The organism is Streptomyces sp. 142MFCol3.1, from assembly GCF_000424945.1.
Lineage (GTDB): Bacteria > Actinomycetota > Actinomycetes > Streptomycetales > Streptomycetaceae > Streptomyces > Streptomyces siamensis.
The window spans coordinates 96,095-115,793 of sequence record NZ_AUKV01000011.1; the positions used below are offsets into that span (position 1 = coordinate 96,095).

Genomic DNA, 19,699 nt, shown 5'->3' on the forward strand with positions numbered 1-19,699 from the left:
ACCGAAACACGGAGGTCCTGCCGGCCGTGCAGATCAGCGAAGGGGACGATGTGACCGACATCGAGCGCGTCGGAGTGGTGGGCTGCGGGCAGATGGGTGCGGGCATTGCCGAGGTGTGCGCCCGCGCCGGTCTGGACGTCAAGGTCGCCGAGACCACCGGCGAAGCCCTGGAGATCGGCCGTACCCGGCTCTTCAACTCCCTCTCCAAGGCCGCCGAGCGCGGGAAGATCTCCGAGGAGGAGCTCAAGGTCACCCAGGACCGGCTCAGCTTCACCACGGACCTCGGCGAGTTCGCCGACCGCGACCTGGTGATCGAGGCCGTCGTCGAGAACGAGCAGGTCAAGACCGAGATCTTCCAGGTCCTCGACCAGGTGGTGACACGGCCCGACGCGATCCTGGCCTCCAACACCTCCTCGATTCCGCTGGTCAAGCTCGCGGTCGCCACCTCGCGGCCCGACCAGGTCATCGGCATCCACTTCTTCAACCCGGCGCCGGTCCAGAAGCTCGTCGAGCTGATCCCGGCGCTGACCACCTCCGAGGGCACCCTCAGCCGGGCCCAGCTGTTCGCCGAGAAGGCGGTCGGCAAGCACGCCATCCGCGCCCAGGACCGCTCGGGCTTCGTGGTCAACGCGCTGCTCATCCCGTACCTCCTGTCGGCGATCCGGATGTTCGAGTCGGGCATCGCGAGCCGCGAGGACATCGACAACGGCATGGAGCTCGGCTGCGCCCACCCGATGGGCCCGCTCAAGCTGTCCGACCTGATCGGCCTCGACACGGTCGCCTCGGTCGCCCACTCGATGTACGAGGAGTACAAGGAGCCGCTGTACGCCGCTCCCCCGCTGCTCCAGCGCATGGTGGACGCGGGTCGCCTGGGCCGGAAGTCGGGATCGGGCTTCTACACCTACGGCTGACACCCTGACTGCACGCTCCACGGCCGGCACCCCTGGCCGACTACGGATCGTGAGCTGATCACGAGCATCGGCTCGCGCGGGCCCGGCACCCTTTTCGGTGCCGGGCCCGCGCCATTCACACACCGTGTGCGCGCCGGGCCCGCATATGCCCGTCGCACACGCTCCCCACGCGTCCACCAGGCGAGTTGACTTTCCGTGCGCATGTAAGGGATGGCACGACTACGGAAAGGAGCGGACTCGTGACCGCCGACCCCGAGCATCCCGTGGTCCCAGGGGAACTCGCAGAGTTACGCCGGTCCCTCGAAGTGGGGCTCACTCGCATAGAGGGGGGACTGGCACTGCTCACTCAGCGCGACGACCAGACCGCCAAGGATCTCGACGACCTGAGCGCACGGGTCGTCGCCCTCGAACACACCCGCTGGCCACTGCCCACCCTCGCCGTCCTCGCGGCCGTGGGCGCGCTGGCCGTGGCGGTCTGGCAGGCTCTGGGCCACTAGGTCCCCGGACGCCGTGGGGGGAGGGATCAGGGCAAGGCGTCCTGCCCGAGCCTGAGATGGTGCAGAAGGAGCAGTGCGGCAGCCATGTTGGCGGCCGGGACCTCGCCGCGGGCGACCATGTCGGGGACGAGCTTCAGGGGAACCCATTCCCGACGGTCGGACTCGAAGTCGTCCACGGGGTGTCCGATGTACGTACCCTCGTCGGCCCAGAAGATGTGGTGCCGGGCGTCGGTGAGCCCGTTGGAGGGCTCGACGCTCATCAGATGCCTCAGGGGTCCCGGCCGCCAGCCGGTCTCCTCCTCCAGTTCGCGGGCCGCCGCGACGGCGATGTCCTCGCCGTCCTCGACGACACCCGCCGCAAGCTCCCATCCCCAGCTGTCGGTGATGAAGCGGTGCCGCCACAGGAGCAGCACTTCGTTGGCCTCATTCACCACAGTGGCCACGGCCACGGGCCGCAGCCGTATCAAAAAGTGATCGAGGTGCCGACCGTCCGGCAGCTCCACATCTGCGAGATTGACGCTGAACCAGCGGTTTGCGTACACAGTTTGTTCGTTCTGTTTCGTCCACTGCACGGTTCTGCCACCTTCCGCCGAGTAGATGGCAATATCGCAGCAGGAGCGTCCTGACAGCAGGCTCACAGCGGTCGGGGCACGGTGCAGCGGCGGTCGAACCTTTTCGTGGCGCCTTCCCTACAGCGGTACGCGCAATGCCCCGTCGATGAGCTCGGCGGCCTCGGCCGTGCCCGCGCAGCCGCTGCCCACCAGGTGCTCGCGCACCGCGCGCAGTCTGTCGCGCAGCCGCTGGGACTCCATCCCCCGCGCCTGTTCGGCCATTTGAACGGCGGTGGCCACCGCCTTGTCGGCGTTGCCCCGGCGCAGCTCGATCTGGCTGAGCATCGCCAGCCGGTGCACCCTCCCCCGGTCGTGCGCCGGGTTGTCGACGGCGGCCTCGGCGTGCTCCCCCGCCGCCACCAGGTCGCCGAGGCTGAGCAGGGCCTCCGCCACCTGCACATTGACCAGGCCCGGCTGGACATAGCCGGTCTCGTCGGGCTCGTACCCGCGCCGGATGCGCTCGGCGGCCTGCTCGGCACGCCGTATGCAGGACAGCGCACTGCTGCCGTCGCCGAGGTGTGCGTACGCCTTGGCCTGCATCGCGTAGAGGTCGGAGGCGAGCGCCGGCGTGATGTGCCGCCCGGCGGCGCGCAGCGCGGCCTCGGCGAAGGCCACGGCCTGCCGGTACTCGCGCATGAACAGCGACTGGTTGACCAGCAGGGCTATGACGTAGGCACCGAGTCCCCTGTCCCCGCTGGCCTTCGCCAGGCGCAGCGCCTGGTGGAAGTAGCGCTGGGCGAGTCCGTGCGCGTCGGAGTCGTAGGCGCAGATGCCCGCGATGGCGACCAGGCCGCCCGTGGCGCGGTGCAGCTGGCGGCCGGTGGCATCGGTGTAGCTGCCGCGCAGCAGCGGCGCCGTCTCGGAGTTGAGGAACCCGACGATCCGGGTGCGGGTCGCGATGCCGCCCGCCTTGCGGTACATCTGCTCGTAGTGGGCGCGGGCCGCCCGCAGCATGTCGATGTCCGCCATGCTGACGCGGTGCCGTCCGCCGCGCGAGACATCCACGTCCTCGGGCGGGTTCTCCCACTCCCATACCGGCATCACGGCGGGCGTACCGGTGACGGCGGGCGCGCCGAGTATGTGCGGGCGCTGCTGCTCGTCGGAGCGCCACAGGGCGGTGGCCCGCTCCACGAAGCCGGACAGCGAGGTGCCGTGCGGGGTGGCAGGTTCACCGGGCACGCCCAGTCCGATGTCGTCGAGCGTGACGGGGCGGTGCAGCCGCCCCGCGAGCACCTCGCAGATCAGGTCGGGTACCTGGCCGCGGGGGCGCTGCCCCTTCAACCAGCGCGCCACGGCCGTGTGTTCGTACCGCAGCGCGAGTCCACGTGCTCTGCCCGCCTGATTGACATGGGCGGCGAGTCCCGCGTGCGAGATGCCGGCCTCGTCGAGTATCGCGTCGAGCAGTGTGTTGGGCTGCATGGAGGCCCCCCGGGTGGCTCGGTGCCGTCAGAGTAGTGCGTCCGCTTTCACACGGGGTGTGAAAGGAATGCCCGTATCCGGGCAGTGCGTGCGCTGTCGCAGAGCGTTTCTGGCCGGTTGACTGAAATGCCTCGCAAGAGGCCGGCCGGGCCGCCGGCTCCCCCTCGTACAGTGCGGCGGCCCGCTTCCGCGCCGTCCGCCCAGCTGCCTGCCCGACACTCCGTGGCGGGGCGGACGGCGCACGCCGCGGCGTCAGGTCACCTGGAGTTGTCACCCCAAAGAGTGAGGGGTACATCCGGACTGCCGGATGTACCCCTCGTCACGCCCTCGGCTGTGCCGGGCTCACGCCCCGCGCAGCACCGCCCCGGTGCGCTCGGCCGCCAGGGCGACGGCCGCGTCGCGGGCCGCGGAGGCCTCGTCGACGGTCAGGGTGCGGTCGGCGGCACGGAACCGCAGCGCGTAGGCGAGGGACTTCTTGTCCTCGCCGAGCTGCTCGCTCTCGTAGACGTCGAAGAGCCGGATGGACTCGAGGAGCTCACCCGCGCCCTCGCGCAGCGCGGCTTCGACGGCGGCGTGCGGGATGTCGCGGGAGACCACCAGTGCGACGTCCTGCGTGGCGACCGGGAAGGTGGAGATCTTCGGGCCCCTGGGCAGGCCCGCGCCCGCCTCCTCCAGCGCGTCCAGATCCAGCTCCATCGCGCAGGTACGCGGGGCCAGGCCCAGGGTCTTCAGAACGCCGGGGTGCAGTTCGCCGGCGTATCCGATGACCTTCTCCGTGCCGTCGACGAGCACGGCGAGCTCGGCGCAGCGGCCCGGGTGCCACGGCCCGTACTGGCCGGAGCGGACGAGGAGTTCGGTCCCCGCTTCGCGGGCCAGGATGCGCGCGGCCTCGACGGCGTCCGCCCAGTCGGCCGGGCGGCCCTTGCCCCACCAGCCGGCCTGCTCGCGGGCGCCCGCGAGGACCACGGCGGCGTGCCGGGGCTGGACGGGCAGAGCGGCGGTGAGCGACGCGATCTCCTCGTCCGTGGGACGGCGGTCGACCGGCAGCCGTCCCGCGACGCGCAGCTCCCGCTGCGGGTGGAAGACCAGGCCCGTCTCGAAGAGCGCCAGGTCGTGGCTGCCGCGGCCGTCGTTGCGGCGCAGCGCGCCGAGCAGGCCCGGCAGCAGCGTCGTACGGAGCGCGGGCTCCTCGTCGGAGAGCGGGTTGACCAGCTTGACGACCTTGCGCTTCGGGTCGTCGGCGGCGAGGCCGAACTGGTCGAAGACGTGCTCGCCGATGAACGGGTAGTTCAGCGCCTCGACGTATCCGGCACCCGCCAGGGCGCGACCGATACGCCGGTGCAGGCGCTGCCGGCCGGTGAGGCCGAGGCCCGCGGGGGGCCTGGGCAGCGTGGAGGGCAGGTTCTCGTAGCCCTCGAGCCGGATGACCTCTTCGGCCAGGTCGTTCGGGTCGGTCAGGTCGGGCCGCCAGGACGGCACGGTGACGATCAGCTCGTCCTGCCCGTAGACGTCGCAGCCGACCTGCTGGAGACGGCGGACGACGGTCTCGCGGCCGTAGTCGACGCCCGCGACCTTGTCCGGGTGGTTCGCCGGGATGGTGATGGTGTGCGGCGCGGACGGCGCGATGACCTCGGTGACGCCGGCGTCGGCGGTACCGCCGGCCAGCAGCACGAGCAGGTCGACGGTCCGCTGGGCCGCGGCGGACGCGGCCTGCGGGTCGACACCGCGCTCGAAGCGCTTGGACGCCTCGGAGGCCAGCTTGTGACGGCGGGCCGTCCGCGCGATCGAGATCGCGTCGAAGTGCGCGGCCTCGACGACGACCTCGGTGGTGGTGCCCTCGGTGTCGTCGATCTCCGTGTTGGCCCCGCCCATCACGCCCGCGAGGCCGATGGGACCGCGGTCGTCGATGATGACCAGGTCCTCGGCGTCGAGGGTGCGCTTGACGCCGTCGAGGGTGGTGAGCTTCTCCCCCTGCTCGGCGCGGCGCACACCGATCGCGCCCTGGACGCGGGAGCGGTCGTAGGCGTGCAGGGGCTGGCCGAGCTCCAGCATCACGTAGTTGGTGATGTCGACGGCGAGCGAGATCGGGCGCATGCCCGCCTTCTGCAGGCGGCGCCGGAGCCAGATCGGGGAACGGGCCTCGGGGTCGAGGCCGGTCACCGTGCGCGCCGTGAAGCGGTCGCAGCCGGCCGGGTCACCGACCTGCACCGGGTAGCCGAACGCGTTCGGGGCCGGTACGTCGAGGAGCGCCGGGTCGCGCAGCGGCAGGCCGTACGCGATGGCGGCCTCGCGGGCGATGCCGCGCAGCGAGAGGCAGTAACCGCGGTCGGGGGTGACCGCGATGTCGAGGACCTCGTCGACGAGCTGGAGCAGCTCGATCGCGTCGGTGCCGATCTCGACCTCGGGCGGCAGCACGATGATGCCGCCGCTGCCGTCGTCGCCCATGCCCAGCTCGTCGCCGGAGCAGATCATGCCGTGCGAGGTCTTGCCGTACGTCTTGCGCGCGGCGATGGCGAAGTTGCCGGGCAGGACAGCGCCCGGCAGCACCACGACGACCTTGTCGCCGACCGCGAAGTTGCGGGCGCCGCAGACGATCTCCTGGGGCTCACCGGTGCCGTTGGCCGTGCCGACGTCGACGGTGCAGAAGCGGATGGGCTTCTTGAAGCCCTCCAGTTCCTCGATGGTCAGCACCTGGCCGACGACCAGGGGGCCCTTGAGGTCGGCGCCGAGCTGCTCGACGGTCTCGACCTCCAGGCCTGCCGAAATGAGCTTGGCCTGGACGTCGCGCCCGGTCTCCGTCGCCGGCAGGTCGACGTACTCCCGCAGCCAAGAAAGCGGGACCCGCATCAGATCTCCATCCCGAACGGCCGGGTGAACCGGACGTCACCCTCGACCATGTCTCGCATGTCTTCGACGTTGTGGCGGAACATCAGCATCCGCTCGATGCCGAACCCGAAGGCGAATCCGCTGTACTTCACCGGGTCGACGCCGCAGGCGACGAGCACCCGCGGGTTGACCATGCCGCAGCCGCCGAGCTCGATCCAGCCCTCGGAGGAGCAGGTCCGGCAGGGGCGGTCGGGGTTGCCGACGGACTCGCCCTTGCAGACGTAGCAGAGCATGTCCATCTCGGCGGACGGCTCGGTGAAGGGGAAGTAGTTCGGGCGCAGCCGGGTCTTCATGTCCGAGCCGAAGAGCGACTGGACCATGTGGTCCAGGGTGCCCTTGAGGTCGGCCATGGTCAGGCCCTCGTCGATGGCCAGCAGCTCGATCTGGTGGAAGACCGGCGTGTGCGTGGCGTCGAGCTCGTCCGTGCGGTACACGCGGCCGGGGCAGACGATGTAGACGGGCGGCTCGCGGTCGAGCATGGCGCGGGCCTGCACGGGCGACGTGTGCGTCCGCAGGACGACACCGGACTCGCCGTGGTCACCCTTGGGGCCCTCGACGAAGAAGGTGTCCTGCATCTGCCGGGCCGGGTGGTCCGGGCCGAAGTTCAGGGCGTCGAAGTTGAACCACTCCGCCTCGACCTCGGGGCCCTCGGCGACCTCGTATCCCATGGACACGAAGACGTCGGCGACCCGCTCCATCATGGTGGTCAGCGGGTGGCGGGCGCCGGCCGGCACGCGGTCGTAGGGCAGTGTGACGTCCACCGCCTCCTCGACCAGGACGCGGGCGTCGCGCTCGGCCTCCAGCTCGGCCTGACGCGCGGCGAGGGCCTTGTTCACGGCGCCGCGGGCCTGGCCCACACGCTTGCCGGCGTCGGCCTTGGCGTGCGGGGGCAGGGCGCCGATCTCGCGGTTGGCGAGGGCCAGCGGCGAGGTGCCGCCGGTGTGGGCGACCTTGGCCTCCTGGAGCGCGTCGAGGTCACCGGCGGCCGCGAAGGCGGCGAGCGCCTCGTCCCGCATGCGCTCGATCTCTTCCGGTTTCAAGGCCTCGACCTCTACAGGGTCGTACGACTTATTCGGTGCCGACATCTCTTCCCGTGCTTCCGGTTGGCTGGCTGAGGGTCCCCGTCCCGACTCGGGGGACGCGTCGTCCCTGAAACGGGGACGCAAAGGTGCCAAAGGCCGAGTCTAACGGGGTGGGAGACAGCCTTGGACGCGCAGTCCAAGGGGTGGCTCCCTCATGCGTGCGCCCGTGGGGCCTCTTCGGCGTCAGAGGAGATGCGCCGGGGTGCCCACGGGCAACGTAAATCGGAACTGGGCGCCGCCGCCGGGGGCGCGGCCGACCGTGATGGTGCCGCCGTGGGCTTCGACGATGCCCTTGACGATGTAGAGCCCGAGGCCGGTGCCGCCGCGCTTGCTGCCCCGCCAGAAGCGGGTGAAGACGCGGTTCATGGACTCCTCCGGGATGCCGGTGCCCTCGTCGCTCACCGTGACCGACGTGATGGTGTTCTCGCCGTCCTCCCGCTCGTGCGGGGACACCGAGGATGCCAGATCAATGGTGACGGTTCCCTCGCCGTGACGCACGGCATTTTCGAGCAGGTTGCTGAGCACCTGGTCGATCTTGTCCGGGTCGGCCCACAGGGCGGGCAGCGGCTGCTCGATGCGCAGCAGGAAGCGGTCGGCCGACTGTCCCGAGGCGACGTACGCCTGGATGTGCCGGCCTACGGCGGCACCGATGTCGACGGGCTGGCGGCGCACCTCGAGACGGCCCGAGTCGATGCGGGAGATGTCGAGCAGTTCGGCGATGAGCCGGGTGACCCGGTTCGCGTCGGCGTCGACCGTCTCCAGCATGAGCTTCTTCTGGTCGTCCGTGAACCTCTCCCACTTCGCCAGCAGCGTCGCGGTGAAGCCCTTGACGGAGGTCAGCGGCGAACGCAGCTCGTGGGCGACCGTCGCGATCAGTTCGGCGTGGCTGCGCTCGGTGCGACGGCGGGCCTCGGTGTCACGGAGGGAGACGACGACGCGGTGAACGGGGCCGGTGGGACGCGTCCGCACATAGCGCGCGGAGACGAGGACCTCGCGCGCCCCGGGCAGCAGCAGATTGCGCTCGGGCTGGGCGTTGCGGATCGCGAGACCGCCGTACGGGTCGGTCAGCTGCCACCATCTGCGGCCCTCCAGGTCCTCCAGCGGGAGCACCGTGTCGAGTCCGCGTCCGAGGGCGTCGTCGGCGGGGACCGCGGTGATCCGGGCCGCGGCGGCGTTGAAGCAGATCACCACGCCGTGCTCGTCGGCCACGACGAGCCCGTCGGGCAGGTCGTCGGGGTCGATGCCGAGGTCGGCCGGGACACGTCCGGTGGTGTCGCCGTGCCGGGACGTGGGTGTGCCGCGCACCTCCCGTGCTCGCGGCGCCTTCTGCGCACCGCTCGTGCCGACACTCATCCCCGTACCCCACCTCTCGTCTGGCGCAGGGCCCCCGAGCCCGTCACCCTACTAGCTGTCGGTGACGGAGCGGCACCCTCCGGAGGCGCGCTGTGCACGGGCGGACGCGTAGAGACATACGGCGGCGGCCGTGGCGAGGTTCAGGCTCTCGGCCTTTCCGTGGATGGGCACGCGCACGACGGCGTCGGCCAGCGCCCGGGTCTCCTCCGGAAGCCCCCAGGCCTCGTTCCCGAACACCCAGGCGGTGGGGCCGCCCATGGTGCCCTTGTCCAGCTCGTCGTCGAGGTCGTCGTCGCCCGCGCCGTCCGCGGCGAGAATCCGCACTCCGGCGTCCTTGAGGCCCTGCACGGCCCTCTCCACGGGCACGCCGACCGCGACGGGGAGATGGAACAGCGAGCCGACCGAGGCGCGCACGGCCTTGGGGTTGTACAGGTCCACGGAGGCGTCGGTCAGGACGACGGCCTCGGCGCCGGCGGCGTCGGCGCACCGCAGCACGGTGCCGGCGTTCCCGGGGTCCCGGACGTGGGCGAGGACGGCGACGAGCCTGGGCCGGGCTTCGAGGATGTCCTCGAAGGGGGTGTCGAGGAACCGGCAGACGCCGACGACCCCCTGCGGGGTCACGGTGGTCGAGATGTCGGCGATCACCGTCTCGTCCGCGAGGTGCACACGGGCGCCGGCGTCCCGGGCCTCACCGATGATGTCGGAGTACCGCTGCGCCGCCTCGACGGTCGCGAAGAGCTCCACGAGGGTGGCCCGACCGTGCGCCCGGTGGGCCGCCGCCTCCCGCACGGCCTGCGGGCCCTCGGCGAGGAACAGCTGCTCCTTGCCCCGGAAGTTCCGCTTGGCCAGCCGCCGCGCGGCGAAGACGCGGGGCGAACGCGGGGAGATCAGCTCGGGGGCGGCAAAGGGCATGGCTCACCTTCGGAAGTTCACGGGTACTTGTCGGGCGCGGCCCGCGGTCGACGGGTACGTGCCGGGATGCGGGCCGCCGTGTGCACGACGTGTCCGGCCGCCCGCGCGCGGTCCGCCGCCCGTCCGGACACAGCAGGACCCGCAGGCCTCGGGCCTGCGGGTCCTCCGGTCGCACCGGCCTAGAACCGGTGCAGCGTCACGCGGCCTTCGGCGCGTTGACGTCCGACGGCAGCGCCTTCTGCGCGACCTCGACGAGCGCGGCGAACGCGTTGGCGTCGTTGACGGCCAGCTCCGCGAGGATCTTGCGGTCGACCTCGACGTTCGCGGCCTTCAGACCCTGGATGAAGCGGTTGTACGTGATGCCGTTGGCGCGGGCAGCGGCGTTGATGCGCTGGATCCACAGCTGACGGAAGTCGCCCTTGCGCTTCTTGCGGTCGTTGTAGTTGTAGACCAGCGAGTGGGTGACCTGCTCCTTGGCCTTGCGGTACAGGCGCGAACGCTGACCGCGGTAACCGGAGGCCTGCTCCAGGATCGCCCGGCGCTTCTTGTGGGCGTTGACTGCCCGCTTGACGCGTGCCACTTTGTTTAACTCCTTGTAGCGGGGCCATGGTGGTCGTCACACGGCCCGAAATCGATTGGGTCCCGGTCCAGACGCGCGGCGCCGAGGCGCCGGTGCGTCACTTGCCGAGAAGCTTCTTGATCTTCTTGGCGTCGCCCGGGGCCATCTCGGCGTTGCCGGTGAGACGACGCGTCAGACGGGACGACTTGTGCTCAAGCAGGTGGCGCTTGCCGGCGCGCTCACGGAGCACCTTGCCGGAGCCGGTGACCTTGAAGCGCTTGCTGGCACCGCTGTGCGACTTGTTCTTCGGCATAGCGCCGTTATCTCCTCGTCAGTGGCGTTCCGGTGCCCGGTCGTGAAACCGGGCACTGTGGAACGTCATATGTATCGATTGACATCCCCGGACTGCTGTCCCGGGCGCCGGGACGATGTCCTCGACGTCCCCGGGGCGTGGGGTCCTGGGATCAGGCCTCGGCGGAAGCCTCGGCCGGGGCCTCGGCCTCGGTCTCGACCTCGGCGGCGTTCTGCGAGCGACCGGGGTTGGCCTTCGCTTCCGCCTTGCGGGCCGCCTGGGCCTCACGGGCCTCGGCCATCGCCTCGGTCTTCTTCTTGTGCGGACCGAGAACCATGATCATGTTCCGGCCGTCCTGCTTCGGGTTCGACTCGACGAAACCGAGGTCCTGGACGTCCTCCGCGAGACGCTGCAGCAGTCGGTAGCCCAGCTCGGGCCGGGACTGCTCGCGACCACGGAACATGATCGTGATCTTGACCTTGTCGCCCTGCTTGAGGAACCGGACGACGTGACCCTTCTTCGTGTCATAGTCGTGCGGGTCGATCTTCGGCCGGAGCTTCATCTCCTTGATGACCGTGTGCGCCTGGTTCTTGCGCGCCTCACGGGCCTTCATGGCCGACTCGTACTTGAACTTCCCGTAGTCCATGAGCTTGCAGACGGGCGGGCGAGCGTTCGCCGCCACCTCGACCAGGTCGAGGTCGTACTCCTGAGCAAGCTCAAGGGCCTTGGCAAGCGGAACAATCCCGACCTGCTCGCCGCTGGGACCGACAAGTCGCACTTCGGGAACGCGAATCCGGTCGTTGATGCGGGGCTCGGCGCTGATGGATCCTCCTCGGTAGCACCACACGGCGGTCTGGCGGACAGCCGCGTATGTCTCTGATGACACGTGGACCAACCACCGCGGGACATGAAAAATGCCCCGGGACGGTACACAGGCGGGGCTCCATGACTACCGGAGCACCGCCGCGGTGAACCGCGGGGCGCACTTTCGGGCGACTCCACCGTCCGTACGGAACGGTGGTGGCCGCCTGACCGGGTGACCCGCCGCCCCGGAGGACGGTCAGGTGGGAGATCGGAGCCTCCACTTGTGGGTCGAGCACATACGTGTCCGACCGGTCGTTACACAAGGTTAGCAGCTCCCCGGGGCCCGCGCGAACCGGGCGCCTCGGGCTCCCCCGCGCGGACGGCCGCGCACCTGGGACCTATCGTGTCGGGTATGAGTGACACCCCTCCCCAGACTCCCGACTACGACACCATGGCCCGCGACATCGCCGAGGTCCCGGCGGTCGAGGTGATCGTGACGGTCGCCGTGAACCTGATGAGCGCCGCCGCCGTGAAGCTCGGTCTGACCGAGGAGGGGGACGAGCACAAGGACCTGGACGAGGCGCGCAAGCTGGTCACCGCGCTGGCCGGGCTGCTCGACGCGAGCGCGACCGAGATCAGCTCCTTCCACGCGGCGCCGCTGCGCGACGGTCTGAAGTCGCTCCAGCTGGCGTTCCGCGAGGCGTCGATCGTCCCGGACGAGCCGGGCCAGGGTCCGGGCGAGAAGTACACGGGCCCGGTCTACGGCTGACCTTCACTCACCGACGTACGTACAGGGGCTCGCCCGGCGGCGTCGCCTCGGCCGGCAGCAGCGCCAGGTCGAGGCCGCGCACCAGGCGGGCCCTCAGTGTCTCGTCGGCCGCGAGCCGCTCGGCGACCGAGCGGGCCACCTCGGCCGGGGCGGCGGCCGGGTCGAGCACGAGGGCGAGGGTGCCGTCGGCGCGGCCGGGCCCGAGGTGGGCTCGCAGGACCAGCGGCTCGGCGGCGACCGCGGCCCGCACCGCGGCCACGACGGCCGGGTCGGCGAGCGGGTCGGTCGAGGTACGTCCCTCGGCGAGCGCGAGCAGCGCCGGGCCCGTCAGCTCGTAGGGCACGGGCCCCGCCATGTCCAGGACGACCGTGTCGGCCTTCTCGTGCGCGGCGGCCTGCAGCGCCTGGTGCAGGGGTACGGCGACGGGGCGGGCCGCGGGGTCCCAGCGGGCCAGCGACTCCGTGGACGTGAAGGCGGGCAGCGCCGTGCGGTGGCCGGCCTTCAGAGTCGGCACCGCCATGTCGCTGGTCTTCTCGTGCCGCAGTCCGTTCTCGTCCTCCTCGACCTCGCCGAGGACGGCCACCACGGGCACGAGCAGCCGGGCGCCCTTGAGCGCCTCCAGGACGGGCCCGACCGCGGTGCGGTCCTCGGCCCAGCCCGCGAGCGCCGCGCTGAGCTTCGGGTCGGCGCTGCCGTCGTCGTCGGAGAAGCCGGAGTCGGGAATGTTCTTGTTCGCCACGGTCCCGACCCTATCGGGGTGATGCTGCTGCGCTTGTGCGGCCCCGGTAACCCGGTGGTGACGGGGCTCATGCGTTTCTCAGCCTTCCCTGACACACATCTCACATGCGTCTAACCACGGGCACAGCCCCGGCGCCCAGCATCGCGGGATGGACCGTCACAGAGCCCGAGGGCGCCGCGCCCGCACCGCCCGACGCACGCCGCTGCTGTCCGCCCTGGTGGCCTCCGCCGTACTGGTGGGCGGTACCACCGCAGGCACCTTCTATATGAAGGCCCAGGCGCACGACGGCTCCGGGCCCGTATCCTCGCCCGGGTCCCCGGCGGCGTCCTCGGCGTCGCCCGCCGTCAGCGAGGAGGCGTCGGTGGAGCCCGTGGCGGAGCCCTCGGTCGATCGTGAGGCGCTGCTCGCCGCGGCGATGAGGTCGGTGACGGCGGAGAACGGGGCCAGGGTGTCGGTCGCGGTCCTCGACCTCACGTCCGGCGAGAGCTCCGTGTACGGCGACGGCTCCTTCGACACCGCGAGCATTGTGAAGGTCGACATCCTGGCGGCGCTGCTGCTCCAGGTCCAGGACGCGGACCGGCGTCTCACGGCCCAGGAGAAGGCGTACGCCACCGCGATGATCGAGAACAGCGACAACGCGGCGGCGTCCGCGCTGTGGGACGAGATCGGGCGGGCGGACGGCCTGGACTCCGCGAACGCCCGCTTCGGACTGTCCGGCACGCAGGGCGGCGACGGTGCGCTGTGGGGGCTGACGCAGACCACGGCGGCCGATCAACTCACTCTGCTCCGGCAGGTGTTCGGCGTCGGCGTCGGCGAGCTCTCGAAGAGCTCACGTGCCTATGTGCAGGGGCTCATGGGCGGGGTCGCGGCCGGCCAGCACTGGGGGGTGTCGGCGGTGGCGGACGGCTCGGCGTGGGCCCTGAAGAACGGGTGGCTGGCGCGCAGCACGACCGGGCTGTGGGACATCAACAGCATCGGGCGGGTCACCGCCGACGGACGCTCCTACCTGGTGGCGACCCTGTCGAACGGCAACTCCACGCAGGCGAAGGGCATTTCGCTCGTGGAGGCGGCGGCGCGGGCGGCGGTGTCGGCTTTCCGGGACACGGACGCGGGCTGAGGCCCCGGTCGCTCGAGGTGCTGCCGGGGCGCATGCGCCGCAACACCCGTACCGCCTGCACGGCTTGCCCAGGACCCACGGTGCCCGACCGGGCCTGCCGGTGAGCACCGGCAGGCCCGGTTCCGTTCGGGTCCCGCCACCAGGCGCGTGCGGCCAGGCGTCACCGTAGCGCCCCGGAGCCCGCCGACCAGCGCGTGCGGCCAGGCGTCGCCGAACCGGCCCGGAGCCCGCCGACCAGCGCGTGCGGCCAGGCGCCAGGCGTCGCCGTACCCTCCCAGCTCCCGCCGACCGGCGCGTGCGGCTAGGCGTCGCCGTACCGGCCCGGGTCACGGCGGCCGCGCCACAGCACGACCGCCGCCGCCAGCAGGGCCGCGCCGAGGCCGCCCGCGAGCGGGCCCGCCCAGCCCGAGGAGCCGTCGTCGCCCTCGGCGGTGTCGGGACCCGGGCCGAAGTACTTCCCTCCGTACGCCTGCGAGTGGAGCCCTTCGGGCTTGAGCCGGCCGCCCGCCTTGATGGCGGCGGCGGGGTCGACGAAACCGAATCCGCGGGAGTCGTCGTGACCGCCGGCCGGGGCGTTCCGGGCGGTGTCCTCCAGGAGCTGTTTGATCTGCGCCGGGGACAGACCGGGGTGGGCCGCCTTGATGAGCGCGACCGCGCCGGAGACGAAGGCCGACGCCGCGCTCGTGCCCCAGCCCTCGTAGTAGCGGTCGTCCGGGTCGGCGATGACGACGTCGACGCCGGGCGCGCTCACCGTGGCGTACCAGCGGCGGGTGGAGAAGGAGGCGCGGGTGCCGTAGCGGTCCACGGCGGTCGCCGCGATCACACCCGGGTAGGCGGCCGGGTAGGAGATGTGGTCGCCCTTCTCGCCCCCGTTGCCGGCCGAGGCGACGACGACGGCGCCCTTGCGCAGGGCGTACTGGACGGCCTCGTCCTCCGCCGGTTCGGGGTGGGCGGACTTGGAGTCGTCGCCGAGGGAGAGGTTGATGACGTCGGCGCCGTGGTCGGTGGCCCAGCGGATGCCCTCGGCGAGTGCGTTGCCCCGGGTGCTGCGTGCCTTCGTCCGGGCGGAGTCGCCGTCCTCCAGGATGACGCGGACCGGGAGGACCTTTGCCTCCGGGGCGATGCCCATGACGCCGTCGTCGTCGCCCGGGCCGTGACCGTGCCCGGCGATGATGCCCGCCATGGCCGTGCCGTGCCTGGCCCACGCCCGGTCGCCGCGGCTCGCCCCGAAGCCGACCATGTCCTTGCCGGTGAGGACGTTCCCGTCGAGGTCCGGGTGCCGGGCGTCGACGCCCGTGTCGAGGACGGCGACGGTGATGCCCTTGCCCTTGGTGGTTCGCCAGGCCTCCTGTGTGTGCATCGCGTCCAGGGCCCACTGCTTGGCGCGTATGCCGTCGGCGTACGCGGTGGTGGACGGCACCAGGACGAGGGAGCCGGCCAGCAGGACACCGAGCAGCCCGGCCCGGCGGGTCGCCCCGGTCGGGCGGGCCCGCCCCGCGGTGCGGGCCGGTCCGGCCTTGCGGATCATGACGGCTTCTCCGTGGCCGAGGTGACGGTCTTGCGAAAGCCCCGCTCGACGCGGTCGGCGAGGCCCTGTGCCTCGTGGCCGAGGCCCGCCTGCGCCGGGGTCGTGGTCGCGCCGGGCTCGATGGCGTCCTCGGTCGCCTGCGGCGTGGTGACGGCACGGCCGTCCGCGAACCCGGAGACGGCGTAGACCACGACGGGGGCGTCGGTCAGCACCGACACCGTCCAGGAGGCGCGCTGGGCGTTGCCGAAGTGGTCGGCGACGGTTCCCTCGCCGGCGTACGGGCGGGGCATCAGGTCGGTGCGGCGCTCCAGACCCTCCTTCTCGAAGCGGGCCTTGAGGGAGGTCATCGCCGCCGCGTCCGCCTTGGTGAACAGCAGGCCGACGGTGGTGACATGGCTGCGGGTGGCGTCCGTGTACGTGGCGCGCAGCAGCCGCAGGCAGCCGACCGGGGCGAGGGCCTTGCGCAGGAGCGGGTCGAAGGCGTCCTTGCAGCCGGTGTCCGGCGCGACGGCGATCCGGGTCCAGACGCGGTCGGCGCCTCCGGGGCCGGCTCCGTCCCCCCGCACGGTGGGCGGGAAGAGCCGGTCCACGGGCACGCTGTGCCACAGGTCGCCGGCCGACGCGAACGCGTCGCCCGAGCCCTCGCCGTCGGTGCCGCCGGTGAGCCAGCTGCCCGTCACCGCGCCGCCGATGAGCCCGAGTCCGAGGACGACGCAGGCCGCGGCGGCCACGATGCGGGGGCGGGTCCTGCCGCCGCGGGAGCTGTGCGGGCGCTCGCCGGTCCCGTCGTGGGTGTCCGGCTCGGCGAACGAGACGAAGGGGCGCTCCGCTCCCGGGGCGCGCGACGGGGGTACGGGGGCGCGGGGCGGGGCCTGCGGGGGCGCGACCGGCTCCTGGGCCGGGACGGGCCGCAGCCGCCTGGTCGTCTCCGTGCCGTTCTCCTCGGGCGGACCGGTGCGCGGCGGCACGCCGGGCCGGGCGGACCCGGGTGTGACCGGCGGAGCGTCCGGGAAGCGGGCGGAGGCCGGGGGCGGAGGCGGGGTGACGGTGCCCGGCCGGCGCGCGGCGGGCAGGCCGGACACCGTGCCGGTGGAGTCCTCCGCGTCCCGCCCGGGTGCGCCGGCGGGACGGGCGGGCCCGTCTCCCGGGCCGGAGGCCGGCGTCCCGGGACGGTTCGCCGACCGGTCACCGGCGGTGCCGGTCCGGTGCGCCGCCACGTCGGTGGGCGGGGCGAAGAAGTCGTACGAGCTCGGCGGCGACGGCACCCGCGAAGCGCTTCCGGCCCGCTTCGACGCACCGGCGCCCGTGGCAGGGGGTTCCACCGGACGGGGCGGGAACGTGGGTCCGTCGGCGGGGCGGGGCGGGGTGAGCCGCGGCGGGACCGCCGTGTCCGGCTGCGTGCCCGCACGCACGGACGGGAACGTCGGGGCGTCGTCGGGCAAGCGGTCCGCCGCGCGGGACGGCGCGGTGTCCTGTACGAACCGGTCCTGCCGGTGCGGTGCCGACGTGTGCCCGGAGGGGGCGCCGACGGGACGCGGCGGCACCTGGCGCGCCGGGTCGGACGCGGCCGGGTGGCCGGACGGCTCCTCACGGCACTCGGTCGCGGGGTCCGCCTGCCGGGCCTCTTCGCGGACCGGGGGCTGCGGCGGGGCCGTCCCCTCCGCGGTGGCCGGCGGGGTCTGCGCAGCCTGCTCCGGGAAGGCGTCGGTGGACGACTGCGACGCGGCCGGGGACGACTGCGGCGGGGCCGTCGGGCGCGGAGGGTTGGAGGCGCGGCGCGCTTCCGTGCTCATGCACCCCCCGTTTCCTCGTACCCGGGCAATCGGTCCGCCGCGGAGCTCGGCGGGGCCGTTTCGTGTCTGCGGAAGCCCGCCACGGGCACGCATACCCGCACCGGTGGACCGTCACCCCGGGCAGGGCCCGCCGGGGCAGGGTCGTTCCTCCCTGCGTGCGCGTCACTCTACGGGTTGACGCGCGTCCGGAGGGAACCAGTCCGGAGCCCCGGGGCATCTGCCCGGAACGTCCCCCTACCCTGCGGTAATCGAGTCTGGCAGGCTTCGGACATGACTGCCCGCGCCGCAGACCGGGCCCGGTACGACCGGGCCACCGCTCACCTCGACGCGCCTGTCGCGATCGTGGACCTGGAGGCCTTCGACGCGAACGCGGAGGATCTCGTCCGCAGGGCCGGGGGCAAGCCGATCCGTGTCGCGAGCAAGTCCGTCCGCTGCCGCGCCCTGCTGGAACGCGTCCTGGGCCGCGACGGCTTCGCGGGCGTCATGTCCTTCACCCTCGCCGAGTCGCTGTGGCTCGCGCGTTCCGGCTTCGACGACGTGCTCCTGGCCTACCCGTCGGCGGACCGCGTGGCCTTCGCCGAGCTGGCCGGCGACCCGAAGCTCGCCGCGGCGGTGACCGTCATGATCGACGACCCGGCGCAGCTGGCCCTGATCGACGAGGCCCGGCGGGGCGGGACCGAAGTCGTGCGTGTCTGCCTGGAGTTGGACACGTCCCTCAAGCTGCTCGGCGGGCGGGTCCGGGTGGGGGCCCTGCGCTCGCCGCTGCACTCCCCGGCCCAGGTGGCCGATCTGGCCCGCGCCGTCGCCCGGCGGCCCGGGTTCCGGCTCGTCGGGATCATGGCGTACGAGGGGCACATCGCGGGCGTGGGTGACGCCGTCGACGGGCGGCCGCTGCGGTCGCGCGCCATCCGGCTGATGCAGGCCACCGCCCGCAAGGAGCTGGCCCAGCGGCGCGCCGAGGTCGTCCGCGCCGTGCGGGCGGTGGCACCGGACCTCGAATTCGTCAACGGCGGCGGTACGGGCAGCGTCCAGCACACGGCCGCGGAGGACTCGGTCACCGAGATCGCGGCGGGGTCCGGACTGTACGTGCCGCGGCTGTTCGACAACTACACGTCCTTCAGCGGGCGTCCGGCCGCGCTCTTCGCGCAGCCCGTCGTCCGCAGGCCGGGCGTGGGGATCGTGACGGTCCTCGGCGGCGGTTACCCGGCCTCGGGGGCCCCGGGCGCCGACCGGCTTCCGGTCCCCCACCTGCCGGAGGGGCTGAGGTACGACCCGCAGGAGGGTCCCGGCGAGGTGCAGACGCCGCTGATCGGGGCGCCCGCGGACGACCTGCTGATCGGCGACAAGGTGTGGTTCCGGCACGCCAAGGCCGGCGAGCTGTGCGAGCGGTTCGACACACTGCACCTCGTGGAGGGCGACGCGGTGACGGCCGCGGTCCCGACGTACCGGGGCGAAGGGCACACCTTTCTCTAGGCCGGCTCTCCGCGGGGTCTCACGTCGACGGTCCGATGCTGCTGCCCACTCCCCCGCCGGTGCCCGAGTCGCCGACCGGGCGGATGCCCTTGGTGATCCTGTCCATGTCGGCCACGGGCGGTCCGTCGGGGCCCGCGTCGAAGGCGAAGCGGACGATGACGAGGGACTCGGAGCCGACGCTGGACGGAAAGGCCAGCGACTCGACGTACCCTCCCGGTCCCACACCGGTCCTGACGCGCCAGCGCACGAAGTAGCCGGCCCGCCCCGCGACGGCGACCTGACCCGACTTCACCACCTGGTGGGAGGTGATGCCGCGGTAGGGCCTGCTCTCGACCAGGTCGCGGTCGTACGAGGCGTCCGCCGCGTCCTCGATGTCCTGTTCGGCGAGGATCTTCGGGGACTTCTCGTCGTTGGCCGTGACGGTGCGCGACAGGACCCGGCCGTGGCGGCAGAGCCCGGGGTCCCCCGGGCAGTCGTAGGTGCCGGGCGTCGTCATCACCATGTCGTCCTCGGCGACGTATTTGGGCCGGACCCACCCGTCGAGCAACGGCAGGGTGATGCCGTTGAGTTCGTCCACGACCTTGGACGGGTCCTCCGACGGGCTCGCGGAGGCGGAGGCCGACGGCGACGGCGAGCCGGACCCGGTGGCGGGTGCCGGGGCGGTCGGCGTGGTCTTCGTGGCCGCCTCCCCCTTCCCGTCGTCCTTGCCGAGGAGCACGGCGCCGGTGGCGATCGACGCGACGAGGACCGCTCCGGCCGCGGTCAGGGCGACGGCCTTGGCCCGGCCCGAGCCCCCGTTCCCGGACGGTGCCGGGGGTGCCGGGGGCTGCGTGGGAGCCTCGGGCTGGCGCCGGTGGTCGGTCCACGCGGTTCCGTCCCACCAGCGCTCGACGAGCGGGTACGACGGGTCGCGGTACCAGCCGGGCGGAGGTGTCATGCTCATCCCGGCACTCT

General features: G+C 72.5%; 18 protein-coding genes. 5 read left to right on the forward strand and 13 right to left on the reverse strand.

The genetic code is table 11. The features are described 5' to 3' along the window. Positions 1–26: 26 nt before the first annotated feature. Both H305_RS0117830 and H305_RS0117835 read left to right on the forward strand, forming a co-directional pair. The gene (locus H305_RS0117830) at positions 27–911 is read left to right on the forward strand and encodes a 3-hydroxybutyryl-CoA dehydrogenase (protein ID WP_037764438.1); all 885 of its coding nucleotides are present in this window, start codon (positions 27–29) and stop codon (positions 909–911) included. A 239-nt stretch (positions 912–1,150) separates the two neighbouring features. Beyond that, on the forward strand, positions 1,151–1,408 hold the full coding sequence (locus H305_RS0117835) for a hypothetical protein (RefSeq protein WP_028801562.1): 258 nt from the start codon (positions 1,151–1,153) through the stop codon (positions 1,406–1,408). 26 nt (positions 1,409–1,434) lie between these two features. Here H305_RS0117835 and H305_RS0117840 read toward each other — a convergent pair whose 3' ends face one another. The 9 genes from H305_RS0117840 to infC all read right to left on the reverse strand — a co-directional run bounded on the left by H305_RS0117840 (position 1,435) and on the right by infC (position 11,369). Next, positions 1,435–1,980: an NUDIX hydrolase gene (locus tag H305_RS0117840; protein WP_028801563.1), complete on the reverse strand. Its 546-nt coding sequence runs from the start codon at positions 1,978–1,980 to the stop codon at positions 1,435–1,437. A gap of 117 nt (positions 1,981–2,097) precedes the next feature. Further along, complete coding sequence (locus H305_RS0117845) at positions 2,098–3,438, reverse strand: hypothetical protein (RefSeq protein WP_028801564.1); 1,341 nt, start codon at positions 3,436–3,438, stop codon at positions 2,098–2,100. A 342-nt stretch (positions 3,439–3,780) separates the two neighbouring features. Next, positions 3,781–6,285, reverse strand: coding sequence for a phenylalanine--tRNA ligase subunit beta (pheT, locus tag H305_RS0117850; RefSeq protein ID WP_028801565.1), 2,505 nt, complete (start codon positions 6,283–6,285; stop codon positions 3,781–3,783). Continuing rightward, positions 6,285–7,409, reverse strand: coding sequence for a phenylalanine--tRNA ligase subunit alpha (pheS, locus tag H305_RS0117855; RefSeq protein WP_028801566.1), 1,125 nt, complete (start codon positions 7,407–7,409; stop codon positions 6,285–6,287). The genes pheT and pheS overlap by 1 nt, the downstream gene beginning before the upstream one ends. Before the next feature lie 180 nt (positions 7,410–7,589). Beyond that, complete coding sequence (locus tag H305_RS0117860; RefSeq protein ID WP_028801567.1) at positions 7,590–8,759, reverse strand: sensor histidine kinase; 1,170 nt, start codon at positions 8,757–8,759, stop codon at positions 7,590–7,592. A gap of 51 nt (positions 8,760–8,810) precedes the next feature. Then, a complete protein-coding gene (locus tag H305_RS0117865; RefSeq protein WP_028801568.1) occupies positions 8,811–9,671 on the reverse strand; it encodes a TrmH family RNA methyltransferase in 861 nt (286 codons plus the stop codon). 196 nt (positions 9,672–9,867) lie between these two features. Further along, the gene (rplT, locus tag H305_RS0117870) at positions 9,868–10,251 is read right to left on the reverse strand and encodes a 50S ribosomal protein L20 (RefSeq protein WP_006141703.1); all 384 of its coding nucleotides are present in this window, start codon (positions 10,249–10,251) and stop codon (positions 9,868–9,870) included. Positions 10,252–10,348: 97 nt separating this feature from the next. Beyond that, the gene (gene rpmI, locus H305_RS0117875; protein WP_007829094.1) at positions 10,349–10,543 is read right to left on the reverse strand and encodes a 50S ribosomal protein L35; all 195 of its coding nucleotides are present in this window, start codon (positions 10,541–10,543) and stop codon (positions 10,349–10,351) included. A 151-nt stretch (positions 10,544–10,694) separates the two neighbouring features. Beyond that, positions 10,695–11,369 carry a translation initiation factor IF-3 gene (gene infC / locus H305_RS0117880; protein WP_078629111.1) on the reverse strand — a complete coding sequence of 225 codons (675 nt, stop codon included), beginning with the start codon at positions 11,367–11,369 and terminating at the stop codon, positions 10,695–10,697. Positions 11,370–11,738: 369 nt separating this feature from the next. Here infC and H305_RS0117885 point away from each other — a divergent pair, with 369 nt between their 5' ends. Next, positions 11,739–12,095, forward strand: a complete 357-nt coding sequence (locus H305_RS0117885) for a DUF1844 domain-containing protein (protein WP_028801570.1) — start codon at positions 11,739–11,741, stop codon at positions 12,093–12,095. Between the two features lie 7 nt (positions 12,096–12,102). On the opposite strand, the gene H305_RS0117890 is transcribed toward H305_RS0117885, so the two are convergent. Beyond that, positions 12,103–12,834 carry an SseB family protein gene (locus H305_RS0117890; protein ID WP_028801571.1) on the reverse strand — a complete coding sequence of 244 codons (732 nt, stop codon included), beginning with the start codon at positions 12,832–12,834 and terminating at the stop codon, positions 12,103–12,105. Between the two features lie 148 nt (positions 12,835–12,982). On the opposite strand from H305_RS0117890, the gene H305_RS0117895 reads away from it, so the two are divergent. After that, positions 12,983–13,951 carry a serine hydrolase gene (locus H305_RS0117895; RefSeq protein ID WP_028801572.1) on the forward strand — a complete coding sequence of 323 codons (969 nt, stop codon included), beginning with the start codon at positions 12,983–12,985 and terminating at the stop codon, positions 13,949–13,951. Between the two features lie 301 nt (positions 13,952–14,252). On the opposite strand, the gene mycP is transcribed toward H305_RS0117895, so the two are convergent. Further along, positions 14,253–15,479, reverse strand: coding sequence for a type VII secretion-associated serine protease mycosin (mycP, locus tag H305_RS46345; RefSeq protein WP_051370708.1), 1,227 nt, complete (start codon positions 15,477–15,479; stop codon positions 14,253–14,255). After that, on the reverse strand, positions 15,476–17,272 hold the full coding sequence (locus H305_RS54860) for a hypothetical protein (protein WP_234020942.1): 1,797 nt from the start codon (positions 17,270–17,272) through the stop codon (positions 15,476–15,478). The genes mycP and H305_RS54860 overlap by 4 nt, the downstream gene beginning before the upstream one ends. Before the next feature lie 270 nt (positions 17,273–17,542). On the opposite strand from H305_RS54860, the gene H305_RS0117910 reads away from it, so the two are divergent. Then, the gene (locus H305_RS0117910) at positions 17,543–18,745 is read left to right on the forward strand and encodes an amino acid deaminase/aldolase (protein WP_028801574.1); all 1,203 of its coding nucleotides are present in this window, start codon (positions 17,543–17,545) and stop codon (positions 18,743–18,745) included. A 19-nt stretch (positions 18,746–18,764) separates the two neighbouring features. Here the strand turns inward: H305_RS0117910 and H305_RS0117915 are convergent, their stop codons facing one another. Then, the gene (locus H305_RS0117915; RefSeq protein ID WP_028801575.1) at positions 18,765–19,682 is read right to left on the reverse strand and encodes a DUF2510 domain-containing protein; all 918 of its coding nucleotides are present in this window, start codon (positions 19,680–19,682) and stop codon (positions 18,765–18,767) included. Between the last annotated feature and the right edge of the window lie 17 nt (positions 19,683–19,699).